Source organism: Providencia sp. UF-224 (assembly GCF_058245955.1).
This window is the reverse complement of the sequence record NZ_JBSICC010000024.1, coordinates 1-18,748: the sequence shown is the minus strand read 5'-3', so window position 1 is coordinate 18,748 and position 18,748 is coordinate 1. Positions and strand designations below refer to the sequence as shown.

The following is an 18,748-nucleotide window of genomic DNA, read 5'->3' as shown; positions in this document are numbered from 1 at the left end:
CTATTTTACTTGGGGAGTCTTACTTTTATTCTACTTTCCCAGCCATGCACCATCCTTAAATAAGAATTCCTGCAATAATACTAAGTCGTCAGGAACGACATGGATCATCCCCTCTCCCGGCACATCAATTTCTGCAATCATAAATAATGCCAACGTAGTTAATGAGGGTAGAATGAGGATCAGCCAATTTTTCCCTTTAGTACCTCGAATGTTATAGCCAATAAGCACGTTCGAACAGATAGCAAAAAAGATGAGGAGAAACCAAGTCGCATTGGGAATTTGATGCCGCCAACTTGCCATTGTTTTTTGTTGGGAAAGATAAAGATCGCTAAATGCAGTAAGTACCGAGGCAACAACTGGGTTTGGCGATTGATTTGCTTCTTTGACAGCGATTTCCCAAAGCTGGTTTTGTTTCTCCAGAGAAACCATCCGCCATTGACTATTTTCATCACTGATCCCTGATTTGAAGAACTCAATACGTGCTTCTAAATATTGCTGCAAAAGGTGAGAGGCTTTATTTCTATCATCTGCATTTAACAATTGTGCACGTTGGTATGCCGTTCCAATTGCAATCGCTTCATTTTCTTCTGTTTGTTGGCGGTTATTATAGCCATTAATAGAAATAGAGAGCACAAAGCCAATCAGTAAACCTAGCAGAGATAAAATTGCCCCCAGGATAATTTTAGCTTCATCATCTGCAACTTCTTCATGAGCCGACTTACGCTTAAAAATATATTTACCAATATAAGCAGATAAAATTAATAAAACAAACGTGATCACAAATAAAAGAATCGAATCTATTGGCGAATCATTAATCAACTCAGAGATATTAAACATCATTTAAACTCATCAGATTTATTTCCTGATGATATACCACGATTACGAGATAACTATCTAGCAAGGAAACTCTAAAATAGGATATTTAGATAAGATCACTAAATCATTATCCAGTAATGACTTAAAATGTGTAATTTTCAGTGTGGCTTGCTTTTTGTTTAGCATTAAAAGACATTAATTTGACTTAAAGTTAAAAAGAAAGCGAGATATATAGTGCCGATATGATCATATTGATTTTTTTAGATGAAAAAAGCACACCTTTTATTGAGCTGGGAATAATAGTTGACGACCAACGGATAAAAAAGCCTAAAACTCGTTCAAATAAGGGCCATTCATTCAATCATGATACTTCCAGAGAAATTTTGCCCCAGCTTTATAAAAGAGAGCTTATTCTCTAGATTTCTTGTAGATTTAATTCAGGGAGCCAACCTTGCTCTTGTGAATCTAATTTTTCACACCAAACCCATCCATTGGTTTTTTGATATCCAATAACCTTTTCCTGAGGCTCTACATTCAGTTCCAATGCGCTGTAGCTTTCTTTAGCAATTCCCGTAGTTACGCCAGTTAACTCGATTAATTGTTTGGGAACCCAGCCACTTAAACCATTACATGAACAAAAGTACCAATTGTCCCAACCTTCATCTCCTACATATTTTTCGCCGACCACCAGCGGGTCTCCCGCTGAAAAATGGATAGGGTTAGGATACTCCGATGTATGGCTCCTAATCACAATAAACTGTTTTTTCATTACGTTACCCATAGTTTTTTTGTCTTTAATTATCATAGTAGAAGACTATAGCCAATTTTATAAAGGATCAAATTGACACATTAAAACTCTATAGCATAAATATGCTCACCATCCAAAATTTTATTGGTAAATTTAAAACCATGATTCATATAAACTTTTTTTGCAATATTATTTTCATCATCTAAGCCCAAAGAAATTCTATTTACCCCACTCCCTTTGAGGTACTTGATAATCGCAAAGAAAGATTGATTACCCAACCCTTGTCCTATAAATTTATGATCTAACATAAAGCGGCAAATAAAAGCTTCTTGGGGTTTATCCTCTAATATTTTATACATAAAAAAGCCTATCAAGATCTCTCCCTGATAAAGCGCATGCGGTTTATACTCAGGATAAAAATGAGATTCAGCAATTGAAAATGCATTGCAACATACATACTCCTCTAAAACAGTAGCAATGCCATCCTTATTAGAGGTTAATTCCCCAACATCCCAAAAATTGAATTTATCGACAGCACGGATTTGTATCATAAATTACCTAACGCTATTGTTACGTTGCATTATCAAGTGATGCGTTAACCACTGATATTAAATTTGGCGAGTTTTCATCCAAAATTTGAATATTATTTTGTTTAAATAATGCAGCACAAACTCCCATGCCTGTTTTTAGTGAACCATTGAACTCACCGCTATAAATTTGTTGGCTTCCACAAGATGGGCTATTGGCCTTAAGAACAACAACACTGATATTTAAATCTTGCACTTTTTTGAGTGCTATTTCCGCACCTCGAACAAAAGCCTGTGTAACATCAATGCCTTGGCTATCTATAATCTTAGCTTGTCCTAATAAGACATCTTCGCCATTGCCACCGAGTATTTCTGCGGGTGCTCTGGGGGTTGGTAGCCCGCCAAAAACTTCAGGGCAGATGCTGACCACCTTACCTGCTTCATAGAGTTCTTTTAAGGGGGCGTAGAGTTGATGCTGACCATCATACCTTACACAAAACCCTAATAAACATGAGCTTACTGCTATCACCTTAGCCTCATCCTTCTCTCTTTCATCTCAGAATTTTTGCATTTAATATCACCATAGCGGCTATTAAACTTCATTTAATCCACTCTATTCGCGCTAATAATGCTTATTTTACTTATAAAAAAACCAGCTCTACTTTGCATAAAGCTGGTCTTAGTTAAAAAAAATATTCAGACTAAATTATTGACTACTGCGCATATCCATAATCATTTTGCCGTCGTAATCAGCACCAACAACAATATTAGGCACTTCGCCTTTATATTTGTGCGCTTTAATCTGTTCAATCTCTAACTGCTTCCAATTGATCATTTCACGGGTAATTGTGCGCTGTAATATTGCATTAGACTCTGATTCTTTTTGTGCTGCATATAATTTTGCATCCGCCTCTTGGCGCATCGCAAATGCATTTGCTTGCGCATTACGTTCTCTAGCAATCGCTTGTTGCTCCGCAGACTCACGCTCAGCTTCTGCAATGACAACTTTCTTCTGCGCTAATTCACGTTCTTTTTCTGCTTCAGCTTTTGCTTGGTTAATTTGCTCTTGGCGCATTTTAGTATTAACCACTTGTTCCTGAACCACCTCTGGTAAGGTAATATCTTGGATCATAATTTCTTTAATCGTGTAACCATATGGCGATGCATAACCTTGAATTGCATCTCGAATGGAATCTTGTAATTTCCTCTGTGTATCTGCGGTATAAAGATCTTGGGCATTTGCCACGTCTTTACCAAATTCTAAAATTGTTGAGATCAGTTTTTGGCGCACATATTTATCCAACGCCTCACTTTCAGTACCACCATTAATACGTAATACGGGCGCTTTTGCACCATCAAATTGCAGCATAACAGTAATATCAACAATTGATTTCAGTTTATCCTGTGAAGGAACCCTAAGTTCCTTTAATGAAACACGAATATCTTTTGTTGAGTATGTGTCGAAGTTAGTAAATGGGTTAATAGGAAAGTGCAGCCCGGCATCATATGCCACCGGATCAACTTTCCCTAAAAATGTACCAACTTTTACAGACCCATCTTGAACAATGGTATATGAGTTAATCCCAACAAGCCCAAGAACAAGCAGCACTGCTGCACCAATAACCAATTTAACCATCGATTTAAATTGCATGAGTAGATCCCTATCTGACAATAACTAATAATTATAATAAAACGCCTATTGTCGCTACTCCCCCGCTAACTACAAGTTACAAAACTCCTAAACTGCCAAATAAATTAAGAAAAAGCGTTTATTTTACAACCCAAATTTGTTTGTTATATAGGTCTTCAGTTTATTCGTCCATTCATAAATAAAAAAACATTAAATACCTGAAATAATACTGGCCTACTATTTTTATATTAGGATTAATAATTATATTTAAAATACACCCTGATGCTGGCTATAAAAAGATTAAACTAACTTGTGACAACTCCCACTAGTCACTTCCTGCTCAAACTGTTCATCTCTAAGATTATACCAATCTATAGCCTCTTTGATTAAAGCCTCAGTGGCATCGATAAATTCATCCGGTGATTTTTCAACTAATTCTTCTAAAATTAATGGTATCTCCGTGCATCCCATCACAAATTTATCGACACCATCAGACTTTAGCATATTAATATAGGGAAAAATTAACTCTTTTGCTTTATCAAGATCACCTGCTTTGTAAGCAATAATACTTTGCATTATTTTATATTGATTTACCTCATCAGGGACAATACATTCAACATTATTAAAGCTGAGTTTATCTTGATATAATTTCGTACGTATGGTTGCTGTTGTTGCCAATAAAGCCACTTTTTTAATTTTATTATTAATAATACTTTTACATGCTGCGTCAATGATACTAATAAAAGGAATTTTCACTTCCTTCATTAGCTCCTTATACCAATAATGTGCTGTATTACAAGGCATAACAATACAAGAAGCCCCTGCACCCTCAAGTATTTTTAATGAATCTATCATCGCAGGTAATGGTGATGGCCCATCATAAATAATATTTTCCGTTCTATCTGGAATGTCAGGAATAGAGACAATAATGACAGGTATGTGCTCCTGATCTTTAGATGCTTTAGTATTATTGATTAATTTAGAAAATGCATCTGCTGTTGCACCTGGTCCCATTCCCCCTAACATACCTAATATTTTTTTCATAACCCCTCCCATCAAATTAATAATATAATCGCATAATGCTCTCCTTTCGTAATTGCAGAGTTTCTATAAGTTATGCTAAATTTGCATAGGAAATAAATAACTATAATCATAAGAGGATACAATGATAAGTAATCTCGAAATTAAATGGTTGCACGATATTGTTGTTCTAGAAGAATGTCGCAGTTTTACTTTAGCAGCAGAAAAAAGAAATATATCTCAATCATCTTTTAGTCGCAGAATTCAATCTATCGAATCCTCCGTTGGATTTGAAATATTTGATAGAAACACCAATCCATTGCAGCTCACACCTCAAGGGAAAAGTTTTATTGTTTATGCTAGAAACTTACTTGATGATGTCTATTTTCAAATAAACAGAATTAAAGGTATCGATAACGATAAACAAAAAATTAATATCTCAGCAGCACATTCACTTTCTGTTTTTCTTCTTCCAGATTTCATTTCCCAGTTCTCACAAAATATTGATAAAATTTTCTTTGTCGAGTCAATCAATGTTGATGAAGCCGTTCATAAACTAAAAGAAGGACAAAGTGATTTTATTTTATCCTTCTATAATGAAGAATTAATGTCCTCACCATTTCTACATGCAAAAATTCTTGAAAGCCGTTTACATCTTGTTTCACTGTGCGATAAAAACAAGAAACCTATTTTTGCATTAGATGGCACAACACTACCTTTAATGAAATATACCGACGAAAGTTACATGGGGAGACAAGTCAACCAGCTAATGGACAAATCTTCCGATTTACCTTTTGAATTATCATTTGTCTCATCAATGAGTGACGTCCTAAAACGTATGGTGCTCAATGGAAGTGGTGTGGGTTGGTTGCCAGATTTTTCAATTAAAAATGAACTTGAGAGAAGTGAACTCGCTATCCTAGATAGCACGCTTTCCATCACGATGGGGGTTTATATCTATCGAACAGAAGCAAGACTCAATATTTCATCTGAACGTTTTTGGCAGTTTATGCGCAAACAAACAAGTAAATAATATTTTGCTATTAATCTGAATAAACAAAACCCTTCTAAAGTTAACCAACTCAGAAGGGTTTCAATTACTAAACAACCTTAAATTCTATGGTGTTGATGTCACTTTTTCATCAAGTATCACATCTAAATCTTCTTTTAAACCGCCCTTTCTTTCTTCTAACTTGGAAATAACTGCCGTAGAAATGCTGTTACCAACAACATTTGTTGCAGTTCTTCCCATATCAAGGAATTGGTCAATTGCCAGCAACAACAGTATTCCAGCTTCTGGCAAGCTAAACATGGGTAGTGTTGCCGCAACGACCACAATAGAAGCTCGAGCAACACCCGCCATTCCCTTACTTGTTACCATCAGTGTTAATAAAATAAGAATTTGCTCAGTAATGCTCAAATCAATACCGTACGCATTGGCAATAAATAATACTGCAAATGACTGGTACATCATTGAACCATCTAAGTTAAAAGAATAGCCCAGCGGTAAAACAAAACTGGTGACTTTTTTAGGAACACCGTATTGGTTCAATGCTTCCATTGTTTTTGGATAAGCGGACTCACTACTTGCGGTAGCAAAAGCTAACGCAACAGGTTCACGAATTAATTTTCCTAAGCTAAATACAGATTTACCTAAGAATACGTAACCTGCAAAGAACAGCACACCCCATAATACAGCTAACGCAACATAGAAAAGACCAATTAATTTTCCATAGTCGTATAATAAACCGAGGCCTTCAACTGTGACCGCAGATGCAATTGCAGCAAATACCGCAAAGGGTGCAAAGCTCATTACATAGTCTGTAATACGGAACATGATGCGTGATAAATCTTCAATTAATGTCACAATTGGGCTTTTTTTATCTTTGCAGATAAACGCAAGTCCCGAGCCGAAAAAGATAGAGAACACTAATATTTGTAAAATTTCGTTGTTTGCCATCGCTTCAGCAAAACTTTTTGGGAAAATATGGGTAATAAATGCTTTTAATGTAAAGCCAGAAGTATTTAGCCCACTATCAACCGCAACGGCAGGAACCGTTAAATTTAACCCCACCCCTAATTGGAATACATTAACAAAAACCATGCCAATTAATAATGAAATAACTGCTGCTGAAATAAACCATACCATGGCTTTAATAGTAATACTTCCAACAGAAGATGAACCTCCCATGGAAACAATACCAGAAACAATTGTAGCAAATACAAGTGGTGCAATAATCATCTTTATTAATCGTAAAAATACATCAGTAATAATATTTAGATAAGATGCAATATCTTTTGCTTCTTCCACTGATGCCGCATAATTATGACACGCCCAGCCTAGTACAATACCAAGCACAATCGCTATCATAATTTGTTTCATGAGTTTATGTCTATTCATTCGTACCCCTATTTTATTTATGTAAAATTATAGTTGGAGCTATAACCTTTTATCGGATGCGACTCTTGAGCCTGATTTGGATAGTTACATTTTTTTAACTTAAAGAGAAATGCAAATGGACTTAATCTTATGCAAAAATTGCATAACAAACAATTCAATCCCAACATATTGATTTAAAATAAATAAAAAAAGAAAATAAATTATAAAAATTTAATTATTGAGCTTAAAATTAAATTTATTATTTAAATTCAATAATAAAAAATCGCTCAAACCCGTAGCTTAAGTCAAATAAATCAGATAAAAATAAATCTGATTTTCTTTATTTAAACTCTTCACATGATAATAAACTATGGCTAATTTCATTTAATTTATGGCATAACATCAAAGCTTCCTGTATATCTTTTATATTGGTAAAAGCCAATAATAAAAAAGCACTTTCTTTTTTATTTATCAACCAATCATCTAAAGCTTCAACTTTTAACCCATGATATGTGGCTAATTGGGAAAATTGAGTTGCCGATATTCCATTGATAATTTTTACAATAATATGCATGCCACCAGCATGTAATTCCACTTCAAAAACATCATGCAATTTTATTTTTATCGCCTCTATTAAAAATGTTCTTCTTTGCCGATAGAGGTGGCGCATTTTGCGCAAATGTCGGGAAAAGTGCCCTTCTTGAATAAAAACGTTCGTAATCTCCTGCTGCCAACTTGGGCATTGATTTCCCATTATCATTGCAGTGGAATTGAAATGATCACGATAGGTGGAAGGAACAACAATATAAGATAAACGTAATGCAGGATACAATACTTTGCTAAACGTCCCACAGTAAATGACACGTTCTTCGCTATCCAGACTTTTTAGTGCGGGTAATGGACGACCTTGGTAATGGAACTCACCATCATAATCATCTTCAATAATCCAACTGCCTTGTTGGTTTGCCCATTCAAGCAATGCTAGCCTGCGTTCTAAAGTTAATGTGACGTTTGTTGGACTTTGGTGTGTTGGTGTAACGAGTGCAAATCTAGCTTCTGGTGCGACTTTTACTCCCTGTTTAACATTAATTCCTTGCCCATCCACGCTTACAGGTATCAACTTTAGTCCTATTTGCTGTAAAAAATCACGCGCTATATGGTAGCCTGGTTCCTCAAACCAACCGATATCTCCTACTGCAAATAAGCTTTGAGCAATTAATTGTAAACTCGCACGATGGCCAAAACTGATGAATATTTGTTCTGGGGAGCAGTTAATTCCTCGCGATATCATTAAATAACGAGCTAGACCTTCCCTTAACTGCCTTAATCCTTGGGCATCAGGGTAACTGAGCAAATCAAAATGGCTATCTCGTAATATTCTTGCAGAAATTCTGGCCCATAACTTATGAGGAAACGCATCTAACGCTGGAGTACCTAATTGAAAGGGGGAAACCGTATAACCATTAGAACTTTGTTTTGGACAATTATTTATCAGCGCTGCCTGATTAGAACCTTTCTCTTCAAGATTCAAGTCTTCGGATTCTTTAGAACGATTTGTTGGGAAGTTTTTTATCGTTTGGGAAATAAAGGTTCCTTTAGCCCCTTTTGTTTCGAGTAGCCCTTCACTAACTAATAGCTGATACGCTAATTCAATCGTACCTCGAGCAACATTGAGTTCACTCGCTAATACTCTTACCGCGGGCAAACGCTGTCCAGCTTTTAGTTGACTATTTTTAATTCCCTCATGAATTCGCTGATAAATTTGCTGGTAAATTGGTGTATTAATATTGGTATCAATTTTTAAAAACATATTATCTCCCAATGTACTCACCTAAAACTTGTCCCAGTAAAATTGGTCATTCTTGTCCCTTTTACCTAGGCCAAGATACCTTTAAAATTAAACCATAACAATCATTGTTACTGTACTTTGCATTTTATCTACTGAATAAATATATGAGGAAACACCATGAGCGCACTTAGATTAGCGTATAACACATTATCTCCAGAAGCCTATAAAGGGCTAATTGATTGTAAAAATGCCCTCAATAAAAGTGGATTAGGTAACGAACTGATTGAATTGGTTTATTTAAGAGTTTCACAAATAAATGGCTGTGCGTTTTGCCTTGATATGCATGCGAGTTCATTACGTAATTCCGGCGTAAGCAATAAAAAAATTGATACCCTAGCAGGCTGGCAAGTAAGCCATCATTTTAGCGATCCTGAACGTGCTGCATTAGCATGGACTGAAGCGGTAGTTAATATTGCAGAAAGTGGTACTCCAGATAGCTTGTTTAATGAACTGAATCGCCATTTTAGTGATGTACAAATTTCTGACTTAACCATTGCTATTGGCTTAATGAGTGCATTTAATCGCATTGCGATTGCCTTAAGGCAATAGCTAAGACTTACTGTAAAAAAATGAGTTTGCCCCTAATATAAGAAGCAAACTCATTTCAATACTCTTAAATTAATTGATAAAAACTATTTTTCTTCATCACGTAAAGTCAGTACTTCATAGCCCTCTTTTGTCACTAAAATGGTATGTTCAGACTGGGCTGATAATTTTTTATCCCTTGTGACAACTGTCCAGCCATCTTTTTTTGTTTTAATTTTCATACCACCTTGGTTGATCATAGGTTCAATTGTAAAAGTCATTCCTTCTTTTAGCTCTGCACCTTTACCTTTAACGCCATAGTGTAATACTTGTGGATCTTCATGCATTTCGCGGCCTATACCATGTCCACAATACTCACGGACTACACTGTAACCTTTTGATTCTGCATAATGTTGAATAGCGGAACCAATATCACCTAACGTTGCACCTGGCTTGACTTGTTTGATCCCCTCCCACATTGCCGCATACGTATCTTTAACAAGTTTACGGGCGAGTGGAGAGGCATCGGGCATGACATACATTTTACTTGAATCAGCAATAAAGCCATTTTTTTCCAATGTAATATCAACATTAATAATATCTTTGCTTTTCAAGATCTCATCTGTTTTAGGTACGCCATGGCAAACCACTTCATTTAATGAGGTATTTAGCACATACTGGTAGCCATATTGCCCTTTGCTTGCAGGGCGTGCCTGTAATTCATCGACAATATAACGCTCAACTTTGTCGTTTATTTCCATCGTGGACATACCTGGCACAATAACTGAATCAAGCATTTTAAATACATTGGCCAATAGTCTTCCAGACTCACGCATCAGTTCAATTTCTTCTGCTGTTTTAATTGTAATATTAGTCATGAACTTTTCCTTTTGCCTCAGATAGCTCTTTTTCTAGCATCTCGTTGATTAACATTGCAAATGTCTTATCCGGATTCAATTCAGCCTGCATGCCTATTTTTATCCAAAACTCAGCTTGTGAGTTTATTGAACGCGACATCACTTGGCTTGCATGGCGCAGATAATCATGCAGTTCATCTGAAATTTTTACGATCCCCAAAACACCCTCGACAATACGAAATATATATGAATTATTATGGATCATATAATAATGCTATCAGAAAGCAAACCTAAGGCGATTTGAATAGCACAAGCTGCATGAAAAATATCAGATGTTTTTCCATTAACTTTCTTAAGATGAATCCGCCGTCAAAGTATTTATATTGTTAATCAGCTATTATCAATATGCAAAATTTAACCTTGTTCGCCTATTGATCTTCACCCCTAATACTCATGTTAGGCGAATACAAATTAGCATCTACTTATAATTCTAAATTCGATTACAGCATGGACTCATTAAATGAAAGCTGGAGAAAAACATGTATAATAAAATCTTGGTACCTATTGATATTACAGAGAAAAGTTTAGCCCATCTTGTTATGTCGCATATCCAATATTTGGCTGAATATGAAAATGCGCATATTCATTTTTTAGCCATTATTCCGACTGTGCCTTTTTACACTACGATGGGTTTTGGTTTTGCCGAAAAAGCAGATAGCGAGCAAGAAAATGTGACTAAGCAGCTTGCTGAAATCATCCAAGAATTTAATATCCCAACAAATAAGCATAGCGCTCAAGTTTTAATGGGTACACCAAGAGATGAAATCTTACGTGTTGCTGAAGAGATATCTGCCGATTTAATTGTCATTGGCTCAAGGCGACCTGGTATGTCCACTTATTTCTTGGGTTCCACTGCGGCGATGGTCATTCAAAACTCAAAAATCTCTGTTTTAACTGTCCGTTAAATTATCATTCCTATTAGTAATAAGGCAGCTATCTGATTAGAGCTGCCTTATTTTTCACGCTAATCCTAATTACAAAAATGTTTACTTGCATTACCCTGCTTTACTAGCAATTTTTCAATCAAGGAATGTAATGAAAAAGTATTTTCTCGGAATTAGTATCGCCATTAATGTTGTATTAGTCGTGGCTCTCCTTGTCGCTATTGTCATGTTTTTCAATATGAAAAATAAAGTTTCCACTCTTATTGAGCAAGTTCAATCAGGGGAATATCTAGAACTTGTTAAACAAAACTCTGAGCAACTCATTCCTAATGCAATAAAAGAGTTACAGACTATCGAGATGAGTGATAAGCCTTGTGAGTATTTTTACCAAAAAGTGGATACTGCGGTGGAGTACCTAGGCAACAATCCTAGTATTACTGGAGCTGAAATGTATGCAAGCCAATTATCTGCACTTAAAAGCACTATTGATAAGACGCCTTCACTTTTAAAAGATAAAGCCTGTAAAAAAGGAATATCAAGCTTTAACTATATTATTGAAGCAATGCAATCTAACGAAGAATAACTATTTAGCATCTCTTTATATTATACCGTTCTTCAGAGAGCCAATTCATCTGCGCCTTTAGGTTAACGGTAAATTGCAGGTCATCCACGAAAGGTTCTAAAGCCTGATCTAAAAAATACTGTAACTGCCTTTTTTGTGTTGGATAACGCAGTACTATTTTTTGCACATAATCCTCAAGACTGTCAGGCCAGTCTTTGTCTTCCTCTTTACGTAAAAGATCAGTAGAACGGATTAACTTCCTAGCGGCCGCTCTTTGCAAAAGTTTTCGCTTAGTTAAATCATTGCAGGCGCTAATTTGATTAATATAACCATTTAGTACATCGATAAAATCACTATTTATCGCATCCACAATTTTCCTTGAAGGCATAAATAGCATAAATTTTCGACTTAAGTCATCACCATAAAGACAGCGACAGTGGTGTTTTATCCAATAGCCCCAGCTATATAAATTAGCCTCATCCATAACCTCCGAATATGTGCCAATATCAAAATCAACCTTACTAATCACTTGGTAGTTCGAAGCCAAAGCCTCTTGCAGTTGCACTAGTTGAAATGCTTCCGTTTGACTGAGCGGTTGATTAACGATGACACAAAGGTCAAGATCAGATTTGTATGGGGTTGCTTGCCCTTTCGCTACGCTCCCATAAATATAAATACTGTGGAGATCCTTGTTTAACAAAGTTCTAAGACGATCTATTGACGCCGTTATTACTTGCTGAAATTCTGATTGATAAGGCTGTTCTTCAAGAACACGAATATAGCTATGTGTATCTAAAGCCATTAGTTAACCATTACTGTTTGCAGGAATTCTTACGACCTTAACACGTCTAAGCGCAAATTCAATTACTGCTCATAATTGAATAAGTGGCACCACCAAGCTGGCGCTAAATCAACGAATGAATGATATTCTAAATGCAAAGCTAACTGAGAAGGCTCATCCAGCACCCCAGTTAACAATGCAACCGTAGGTTCATCATCAATAGCTCCCAATGAGCTACCACACTTAGAGCAAAATGCTCGGCTCGAATAATCAGATGACCGGTAGATTGCAGGTTTCCCACCCTTTCCAATCCACTCAACATTTTCAGCCGCGAACTCTAACCATACAGCCGTTTGTGCACCAGTATGCTTTTGGCAAATATCACATGAACACGAGTGAATATTACGAGGTGATGTTGCCTGAAAACGAATATCTCCACAAAGGCATCCGCCAGAAAACGTTGTTTTCATAAACCTCCTTAATTTAATCACTGATCTAGAATTCTAAAATTAACGTCTCAGTCTGCACTAGCCATTCATAATACCCGATAACTTCTCGATCATTTAACCAACGGGAAAGCATATCTAACATAAGCATCACACTGACTTCTTGCTTTTCTTTCTTTGAATGATTATTCGGTAAATAATGTATTCTTTGCGCATAGCATTTTTCTGGGGTTGATAATGCGAAATTTAAAAATTGACCATCAAATTCCCCTACCGCTAATCCTAGAGGCGCTAATTGGTCTTTAGCGATATTTTTTGCACGGTCGATTAATGTTGCGAGTGTTTGCTCTGAGTCATTCCCAATCACATGGCTGATATTATTTAAAGCGCCTTCTGAACTTAGTGTCCAACTTAATAACCCTGCACTGAACTGTTCACTCACTGCGACTTTTAATTGCCTTTCTTGTAATTGTTTGCTGATTTTCTTAGCAAAGCCTTCAGTACCTTCAAAAATTAAGTTATCTCCAACACCTTGCCTAATACTGTGCCATTGTTGCTCCATAAGCGCTTTTTGAGAAGCAGGCCCTGTCAATTTTAATTCAATGATTGGCATGGAGGAGCGATAGCCTAACACACACCCCTTAGGCATCTCTATTGAGTCAAATTGCTTTGCCAAACTGCTTTCACTACGTCCAAAACTGGTTAAACGTAAGCAAATAGGAGGTTCAGGTAAGGTAAATTGCGCCCTCAATCGTGGCAGTATTTGGTCATTAACCATAACTTTAAACTCAGACGGCACGCCAGGGGTAAAGAATAACAAACAGTTGTTAAGCTTTATCGAAAACCCACAAGCCGTACCAACTGGATTATCAATTAGCTCTGCATTTTTAGGGAGTAATGCTTGTTTTCGGTTCGTTTCAGGCATCACTCGTCCACGGCTGATAAAGTAGCGTTCCATGACTTCAATCCACTGCGTATGCTCAATCAATGGTTCACCAACAGCTTTGGCAGCGGCTAATGCACTGAGATCATCACTGGTTGGCCCAAGTCCACCATTCACAATTAAAACATCCGCATACTGGCTACGTTCTAAAAAGGCATTAACTAAGCTGTCTAGATTATCGCCCACAGTCGTTCTTGTACTTAAAGGGAGGCCTTGTTGGAAAAAACAATCTGCCAACCATGCCGCATTGGTATCAATGATTTGGCCATGTAGAACTTCATCACCGGTGCTTAGCATCTCTACAACTAACATTCGTAACTTCCTTTATCACAAAATAGTATTCTAACGCTAAATTACCCTATTACCTCGACGACTAAAATCAGTATTTTTAACTCAAAGAAAATGAATAATTAAAAATACAATTTAATAGTCGTTATAGAAAATGAATTGTTTAAGAAAATTCTCACCATAATGCTTCATAAAACGTCTATAGTCATATAGGCAATTGAATAATTTAATTTTTTCACAGCAATAGATAAGGCTAATATGTTTAAAATAAACCAATTAAAATCTGTCGTATTTTTTTCTTTTGCACTGGCTATTTCTGGCTGCCAAGTTGGCGGGTTATCCAGTTCAAGTTCAAAGTTTGATTCACTCGAAGAACTTAAGGGAATTGAATTTCCGTCGACTAAGGCACCAAAGGGAATTGCTGATGGTGCATTTGAAACGGAATATGACAGTGGTAAACCCGAATTAAAAACGTGGATCCGTAAAGGTTGCTTTGATAAATACCTAAAGAGTTACTATAAAAATGGTAAAATAGAATCTGACATTAGCCTTAAAAATTGTCAAGTTGATGGCTTAGTCCGTACATATCATGATGATGGACGTATTGATATTGAGCTGACAGCAGCGAATGGTAAATTATCAGGTCCATTTAAAATTTACCACAACAGCGCAACTAATAAGCCCCATATTGTAGGAACCTTTAATAATGGTGAGCTTGTGGGCAAAATTACTGAATACGATGAGAATGGCGTTGTGGCGACTAAAGGTTATTTCCGTGATGGTGAGGTTTATTTAGACCAATAATTGTCAATCCCCGAATGCTGTTCGGGGACATTCCTCTGAATATCAATCCGATTCCTTTCCTAGCAGATTTACACACGATACGCTTACCGCTATTATCCCAATATCGCCCATTCCCTGATAAAAAATTAAGATATCCATTTATGATAAATCCAATTTTGGTTTCACTTAACCGAACTGATTACATTAGGTTCAGTCGTTATTGTTTTAAAAACCAATATTTTTCGAAAAAGAAAACCAGCAGCTTGCCCTTTACTCTTTTTATACTTTTTTTTATCGTCGCCTGTGCCTCTGCATTTAAGTATTTTCAAGCGACATTGCCAATAATTTTTATTTCTTTTTTGTTGGCTGTATTACTCTTTATTACCTTTGCTCTACGAATGGTACAAAGCTTTAATAAAGCTATTCCCGATGACGACGGTTTTTTATTTTTGGAACGTGAATATCAGTTTGATGATGAAGGAATACACGAAACCAGCGCCCAAGGTTCTTCATCGACAAAATGGAGTGCTGTAAAGTTTATCCAAACAGATGGTGATTTATTGTACCTATTTTTAGATAGGGTCTACGCCATCATCATCCCCGCACGTAGCTTTATATCAGAAAATGAAAGCCAACAATTTATATTATTTGTTAAAAGTAAAATTGCCTGACCGCTAGATTAGTCAATAAAAAAACCCGCATTTATGTGCGGGCTTTATATCTAAAATGAATGATGTATGGTTTATTAAACCAGTTCAGTCACTTCAAAGTTAACTTCACCACTTAAATCTGCATCGTAATCGACGCCATTTAAGCCAAAACCGAATAAACGCAAGAATTCAGCTTTATAACCTTGGTAATCGGTCAACTCATTGATATTGTTATCGTTAAGTTTTTCCCAAATTTCGCGACAAGTATTTTGAACGTCATCACGTAATTCCCAATCATCTAGACGCAAACGGTGTTTTTCATCGGTATCTGGTGCAGTACCGCTGAACAGTTTCGTTGCGAATAAGCGTTGAATTTGTTCTATACAACCTTCGTGAATGCCTTGTTCTTTCATGATTTTAAACACGATAGAGATATATAATGGCATAACAGGAATAGCTGAAGACGCTTGCGTAACCACTGATTTTAATACTGCAACGTAGGCTGAGCCGCCTTTCGCTTGCAGCTTTTGGTTAATTGCTTGCGCAGCGCGGTCTAAATCTTCTTTAGCTTTACCTAAAGTACCGTGCCAATAGATTGGCCACGTTAAATCAGTACCGATATAGGAATAAGCCACTGACTGCGCATTATCAGCCAGAACACCAGCTTCATCTAACGCATTCATCCACAGTTCCCAGTCCTGGCCGCCCATCACTTTGACAGTATCAGCAATTTCTTGCTCATTCGCAGGCTCAACAACCGCTTCAATCAATACGTCTTTGTTAGTGTCTAACGCAACAGACTTGTACGGCTCGCCTATCGGTTTCAGCGCTGAACGCACGAGTTCCCCCGTTTCTGGCATTTTACGCACAGGAGAAGCCAGTGAATAAACGACTAAGTCGATTTGGCCCAAATCTTGTTTAATTAAATCAATGACTGTTTGACGGCACTCATTAGAGAAGGCATCACCATTAATGCTTTTTGCATACAAGCCTTCTTCTTTGGCAGCCTTGTCAAATCCAGCTGAGTTATACCAACCGGCTGAACCTGTTTTGCCCTCACTACCCGGCTTTTCAAAAAATACGCCGATAGTTGCCGCACCACTGCCAAATGCAGCATTGATACGAGAAGCTAGACCGTAACCGGTGGATGCACCAATAACCAGAACCTTTTTAGGCCCATTTTTTAATTCGCCACGAGATTTAACATAGGCGATTTGCTCACGAACATTGGCTTCACAGCCAGCTGGGTGAGCTGTAGTGCAGATAAAACCACGAATTTTAGGTTTGATAATCATAGTCATTCTTTCTTGGTAGCTAACAATCAGCGTCTAATATACCTGATATTCTCCATTTACTTAAGGCTGGTGGAAAATAAACATGGTGAACAGACCAGTTTTGTCTATTTTAAGTCCTTTAATGCTTCAATCACACGTCTTAAGGATTCCAATTCCCTTTCTAACTCACTCGTTTTTCCACGTGGATAGTTATCATAAATACGAGTTGCCCCTGAACGGCTGTCATAACATTTGTCTTCGATTTCATGAATTTTTTGCTTTATTTTGGCAATTTTGTGCCTATTTTCATGGTGAGATAGATGGCGTAGCTGCTTTTCTAACTTTATGATTTTCTTTTCACAACTAGAATAATGTGACCCTGCTTGGGACGATAGTGGGATTATCGTTAACAATAGTGCGAGTACCAGCGTCTTTTTCATGTTTTTCTCGGTGGTCATAAAAATGATGATATTGAGTTCATCATCATTCCCTTTTTCCATCTACGGGAATTTTCTTAGTTAAGATTTAGAGATAACATGATGAAAAAATTACGCATTTTTAATCAAATTAAGTGCTTTTACTTAATTTTATTTTTCGTAGCAGTATCTTGCAGCTTATTTGGAATTAAATTATAAATAATCATGACAGAGTAAATAATATCTTTTTTGTCATGAATCTTTTTAAAATGGGAATTACTGACGATCCCCACCATTATTTGCATTCCATTATGCTCATATACTCGTTTAAATGGCGTAGTTTCATCATCAGATATTTTATCTAAGAAAAAAGAATCGCGTTTATACCGTTCGATTGTTTTCTTTGGAATGCCATATTTTTCATACATCCTTTGATTAATTTCATCATACTCAGCCAAGATGACGCCTTGATCACGACTATCTTTTCCTTGAGCCGAAATCAACATCAAAGTATTTTCCTCTCGAGAAAACATCAATAAAAACATCCGCCCTTTGACGGTTGGCGTATTTGGTGTTGAGCACAACGCACCGCTTTCTTGAAATTCAGTACATTGTAACCCAACTAAATTCAATCGCTTTAAATCAGCAGGTGTTTGCCCCCACTTAAACCCGTAGGGCGCTTCCAGTTTGTTTGAACTACAACCCGCTAATACAAAAACAAGTAAGGTAATTAAAATCCTTTTTATCATTACTTAACACATCCCAATTAAGTCATCTAATTTGATACTATCAAAAACGGGTAATTAATCAAAAACAACATCGTCTTTATCAAATTAAATGACCTGACTGAACAGTAATTACCTTATTTTAGTGTTCAATTATCCTTTTTTTCTTGTTCTTTCACTTCAGCCATTGCAATTTCTTTTAGCCAATCTGCTAATAATGGTTTTGTTTTTACTGCGTCTAATAGCGCTCGCTCGTGCTTTGTTAAACGCACAACCACAACTTCTGTTTTCATATGTGACATAGCCAGTCTCTCTCTTAAAAGTTGAATAATGACATAAAAAACTGGCAGAACGGTCTGACTTACGGATTTTTACACGATTTTCGTGTTAATTTACATAGAAAATACTTTATTTGGAATCAATCGTTTGAATAATAGCGAAGAAAAGTATAGATACAAAAAAACCACCTTAAGGTGGTTAATTGTCAAACTTAACAATGTTAAGAGTGATGGTGCCCAGGGCGGGACTTGAACCCGCACAGCCTAAAGGCCGAGGGATTTTAAATCCCTTGTGTCTACCGATTT

The 18,748-nt window shown here is 36.6% G+C and carries 23 protein-coding genes; 6 read left to right on the top strand and 17 right to left on the bottom strand.

From position 1 onward, the window contains the following. Positions 1–30: 30 nt before the first annotated feature. The 6 genes from AC4IFO_RS17890 to cuyB form a co-directional block, all read right to left on the bottom strand. Positions 31–837 (bottom strand): bestrophin-like domain, encoded by an 807-nt coding sequence (locus tag AC4IFO_RS17890; RefSeq protein ID WP_490736492.1) that lies wholly within the window; start codon positions 835–837, stop codon positions 31–33. Between the two features lie 394 nt (positions 838–1,231). Next, positions 1,232–1,585, bottom strand: coding sequence for an SH3 domain-containing protein (locus tag AC4IFO_RS17885; protein ID WP_490736417.1), 354 nt, complete (start codon positions 1,583–1,585; stop codon positions 1,232–1,234). An 80-nt stretch (positions 1,586–1,665) separates the two neighbouring features. Next, positions 1,666–2,115 (bottom strand): GNAT family N-acetyltransferase, encoded by a 450-nt coding sequence (locus AC4IFO_RS17880; RefSeq protein WP_490736415.1) that lies wholly within the window; start codon positions 2,113–2,115, stop codon positions 1,666–1,668. Positions 2,116–2,134: 19 nt separating this feature from the next. Then, a complete protein-coding gene (locus AC4IFO_RS17875; protein ID WP_490736413.1) occupies positions 2,135–2,620 on the bottom strand; it encodes a 2-thiouracil desulfurase family protein in 486 nt (161 codons plus the stop codon). Between the two features lie 177 nt (positions 2,621–2,797). Next, on the bottom strand, positions 2,798–3,742 hold the full coding sequence (locus AC4IFO_RS17870) for an SPFH domain-containing protein (RefSeq protein ID WP_490736411.1): 945 nt from the start codon (positions 3,740–3,742) through the stop codon (positions 2,798–2,800). A gap of 279 nt (positions 3,743–4,021) precedes the next feature. Then, a complete protein-coding gene (gene cuyB, locus AC4IFO_RS17865; RefSeq protein WP_490736409.1) occupies positions 4,022–4,765 on the bottom strand; it encodes a cysteate racemase in 744 nt (247 codons plus the stop codon). A 121-nt stretch (positions 4,766–4,886) separates the two neighbouring features. Here cuyB and AC4IFO_RS17860 point away from each other — a divergent pair, with 121 nt between their 5' ends. Further along, a complete protein-coding gene (locus tag AC4IFO_RS17860; RefSeq protein ID WP_490736407.1) occupies positions 4,887–5,774 on the top strand; it encodes a LysR substrate-binding domain-containing protein in 888 nt (295 codons plus the stop codon). Between the two features lie 84 nt (positions 5,775–5,858). Here AC4IFO_RS17860 and AC4IFO_RS17855 read toward each other — a convergent pair whose 3' ends face one another. Next, positions 5,859–7,142, bottom strand: a complete 1,284-nt coding sequence (locus tag AC4IFO_RS17855; protein WP_490736405.1) for a dicarboxylate/amino acid:cation symporter — start codon at positions 7,140–7,142, stop codon at positions 5,859–5,861. Between the two features lie 319 nt (positions 7,143–7,461). Next, a complete protein-coding gene (pdxR, locus tag AC4IFO_RS17850) occupies positions 7,462–8,931 on the bottom strand; it encodes a MocR-like pyridoxine biosynthesis transcription factor PdxR (protein ID WP_490736403.1) in 1,470 nt (489 codons plus the stop codon). Positions 8,932–9,087: 156 nt separating this feature from the next. Here pdxR and AC4IFO_RS17845 point away from each other — a divergent pair, with 156 nt between their 5' ends. Next, a complete protein-coding gene (locus AC4IFO_RS17845) occupies positions 9,088–9,519 on the top strand; it encodes a carboxymuconolactone decarboxylase family protein (RefSeq protein ID WP_490736401.1) in 432 nt (143 codons plus the stop codon). Between the two features lie 83 nt (positions 9,520–9,602). On the opposite strand, the gene map is transcribed toward AC4IFO_RS17845, so the two are convergent. Continuing rightward, entirely contained in the window at positions 9,603–10,373 is a 771-nt protein-coding gene (gene map / locus AC4IFO_RS17840) for a type I methionyl aminopeptidase (protein ID WP_490736399.1), read from the bottom strand. Further along, a complete protein-coding gene (locus AC4IFO_RS17835; RefSeq protein ID WP_490736490.1) occupies positions 10,366–10,572 on the bottom strand; it encodes a ParD-like family protein in 207 nt (68 codons plus the stop codon). Before AC4IFO_RS17835 ends, map begins: the two co-directional genes overlap by 8 nt. 319 nt (positions 10,573–10,891) lie before the next feature. Between AC4IFO_RS17835 and AC4IFO_RS17830 the strand changes: the two genes are divergently transcribed. Together AC4IFO_RS17830 and AC4IFO_RS17825 are read left to right on the top strand one after the other, a co-directional pair. Then, the gene (locus AC4IFO_RS17830; protein WP_490736397.1) at positions 10,892–11,317 is read left to right on the top strand and encodes a universal stress protein; all 426 of its coding nucleotides are present in this window, start codon (positions 10,892–10,894) and stop codon (positions 11,315–11,317) included. A 130-nt stretch (positions 11,318–11,447) separates the two neighbouring features. Then, on the top strand, positions 11,448–11,879 hold the full coding sequence (locus tag AC4IFO_RS17825; protein ID WP_490736395.1) for a DUF5339 family protein: 432 nt from the start codon (positions 11,448–11,450) through the stop codon (positions 11,877–11,879). Between the two features lie 4 nt (positions 11,880–11,883). Here AC4IFO_RS17825 and AC4IFO_RS17820 read toward each other — a convergent pair whose 3' ends face one another. The 3 genes from AC4IFO_RS17820 to AC4IFO_RS17810 form a co-directional block, all read right to left on the bottom strand. Then, positions 11,884–12,660 (bottom strand): nucleotidyltransferase domain-containing protein, encoded by a 777-nt coding sequence (locus AC4IFO_RS17820; protein WP_490736393.1) that lies wholly within the window; start codon positions 12,658–12,660, stop codon positions 11,884–11,886. A gap of 62 nt (positions 12,661–12,722) precedes the next feature. Continuing rightward, positions 12,723–13,109 carry a GFA family protein gene (locus tag AC4IFO_RS17815; protein WP_490736392.1) on the bottom strand — a complete coding sequence of 129 codons (387 nt, stop codon included), beginning with the start codon at positions 13,107–13,109 and terminating at the stop codon, positions 12,723–12,725. Positions 13,110–13,134: 25 nt separating this feature from the next. After that, positions 13,135–14,340: a nicotinamide mononucleotide deamidase-related protein YfaY gene (locus AC4IFO_RS17810; RefSeq protein ID WP_490736390.1), complete on the bottom strand. Its 1,206-nt coding sequence runs from the start codon at positions 14,338–14,340 to the stop codon at positions 13,135–13,137. Positions 14,341–14,574: 234 nt separating this feature from the next. Here AC4IFO_RS17810 and AC4IFO_RS17805 point away from each other — a divergent pair, with 234 nt between their 5' ends. Together AC4IFO_RS17805 and AC4IFO_RS17800 are read left to right on the top strand one after the other, a co-directional pair. Beyond that, positions 14,575–15,120 (top strand): toxin-antitoxin system YwqK family antitoxin, encoded by a 546-nt coding sequence (locus AC4IFO_RS17805; RefSeq protein WP_490736388.1) that lies wholly within the window; start codon positions 14,575–14,577, stop codon positions 15,118–15,120. Positions 15,121–15,260: 140 nt separating this feature from the next. Then, entirely contained in the window at positions 15,261–15,770 is a 510-nt protein-coding gene (locus tag AC4IFO_RS17800) for a YcxB family protein (RefSeq protein WP_490736386.1), read from the top strand. A gap of 74 nt (positions 15,771–15,844) precedes the next feature. Here AC4IFO_RS17800 and fabV read toward each other — a convergent pair whose 3' ends face one another. The 4 genes from fabV to AC4IFO_RS17780 form a co-directional block, all read right to left on the bottom strand. After that, positions 15,845–17,044: an enoyl-ACP reductase FabV gene (fabV, locus tag AC4IFO_RS17795; RefSeq protein ID WP_490736384.1), complete on the bottom strand. Its 1,200-nt coding sequence runs from the start codon at positions 17,042–17,044 to the stop codon at positions 15,845–15,847. Positions 17,045–17,148: 104 nt separating this feature from the next. Further along, positions 17,149–17,523 (bottom strand): DUF1090 family protein, encoded by a 375-nt coding sequence (locus AC4IFO_RS17790; RefSeq protein WP_490736382.1) that lies wholly within the window; start codon positions 17,521–17,523, stop codon positions 17,149–17,151. Positions 17,524–17,600: 77 nt separating this feature from the next. Then, positions 17,601–18,188 (bottom strand): hypothetical protein, encoded by a 588-nt coding sequence (locus tag AC4IFO_RS17785; protein ID WP_490736381.1) that lies wholly within the window; start codon positions 18,186–18,188, stop codon positions 17,601–17,603. Between the two features lie 125 nt (positions 18,189–18,313). Then, positions 18,314–18,466 carry an MbeCy gene (locus tag AC4IFO_RS17780; protein ID WP_490736379.1) on the bottom strand — a complete coding sequence of 51 codons (153 nt, stop codon included), beginning with the start codon at positions 18,464–18,466 and terminating at the stop codon, positions 18,314–18,316. Positions 18,467–18,748: the final 282 nt, after the last annotated feature.

Bases quoted from the DNA above. Each gene is read 5' to 3' on its own strand.
- AC4IFO_RS17890 (WP_490736492.1), bottom strand. From the start codon at position 837: ATGTTTAATATCTCTGAGTTGATTAATGATTCGCCAATAGATTCGATT.
- AC4IFO_RS17885 (WP_490736417.1), bottom strand. From the start codon at position 1,585: ATGAAAAAACAGTTTATTGTGATTAGGAGCCATACATCGGAGTATCCT.
- AC4IFO_RS17880 (WP_490736415.1), bottom strand. From the start codon at position 2,115: ATGATACAAATCCGTGCTGTCGATAAATTCAATTTTTGGGATGTTGGG.
- AC4IFO_RS17870 (WP_490736411.1), bottom strand. From the start codon at position 3,742: ATGCAATTTAAATCGATGGTTAAATTGGTTATTGGTGCAGCAGTGCTG.
- cuyB (WP_490736409.1), bottom strand. From the start codon at position 4,765: ATGAAAAAAATATTAGGTATGTTAGGGGGAATGGGACCAGGTGCAACA.
- AC4IFO_RS17860 (WP_490736407.1), top strand. From the start codon at position 4,887: ATGATAAGTAATCTCGAAATTAAATGGTTGCACGATATTGTTGTTCTA.
- AC4IFO_RS17855 (WP_490736405.1), bottom strand. From the start codon at position 7,142: ATGAATAGACATAAACTCATGAAACAAATTATGATAGCGATTGTGCTT.
- pdxR (WP_490736403.1), bottom strand. From the start codon at position 8,931: ATGTTTTTAAAAATTGATACCAATATTAATACACCAATTTACCAGCAA.
- AC4IFO_RS17845 (WP_490736401.1), top strand. From the start codon at position 9,088: ATGAGCGCACTTAGATTAGCGTATAACACATTATCTCCAGAAGCCTAT.
- map (WP_490736399.1), bottom strand. From the start codon at position 10,373: ATGACTAATATTACAATTAAAACAGCAGAAGAAATTGAACTGATGCGT.
- AC4IFO_RS17830 (WP_490736397.1), top strand. From the start codon at position 10,892: ATGTATAATAAAATCTTGGTACCTATTGATATTACAGAGAAAAGTTTA.
- AC4IFO_RS17825 (WP_490736395.1), top strand. From the start codon at position 11,448: ATGAAAAAGTATTTTCTCGGAATTAGTATCGCCATTAATGTTGTATTA.
- AC4IFO_RS17820 (WP_490736393.1), bottom strand. From the start codon at position 12,660: ATGGCTTTAGATACACATAGCTATATTCGTGTTCTTGAAGAACAGCCT.
- AC4IFO_RS17815 (WP_490736392.1), bottom strand. From the start codon at position 13,109: ATGAAAACAACGTTTTCTGGCGGATGCCTTTGTGGAGATATTCGTTTT.
- AC4IFO_RS17810 (WP_490736390.1), bottom strand. From the start codon at position 14,340: ATGTTAGTTGTAGAGATGCTAAGCACCGGTGATGAAGTTCTACATGGC.
- AC4IFO_RS17805 (WP_490736388.1), top strand. From the start codon at position 14,575: ATGTTTAAAATAAACCAATTAAAATCTGTCGTATTTTTTTCTTTTGCA.
- AC4IFO_RS17800 (WP_490736386.1), top strand. From the start codon at position 15,261: ATGATAAATCCAATTTTGGTTTCACTTAACCGAACTGATTACATTAGG.
- fabV (WP_490736384.1), bottom strand. From the start codon at position 17,044: ATGATTATCAAACCTAAAATTCGTGGTTTTATCTGCACTACAGCTCAC.
- AC4IFO_RS17790 (WP_490736382.1), bottom strand. From the start codon at position 17,523: ATGGAAAAAGGGAATGATGATGAACTCAATATCATCATTTTTATGACC.
- AC4IFO_RS17785 (WP_490736381.1), bottom strand. From the start codon at position 18,188: ATGATAAAAAGGATTTTAATTACCTTACTTGTTTTTGTATTAGCGGGT.
- AC4IFO_RS17780 (WP_490736379.1), bottom strand. From the start codon at position 18,466: ATGTCACATATGAAAACAGAAGTTGTGGTTGTGCGTTTAACAAAGCAC.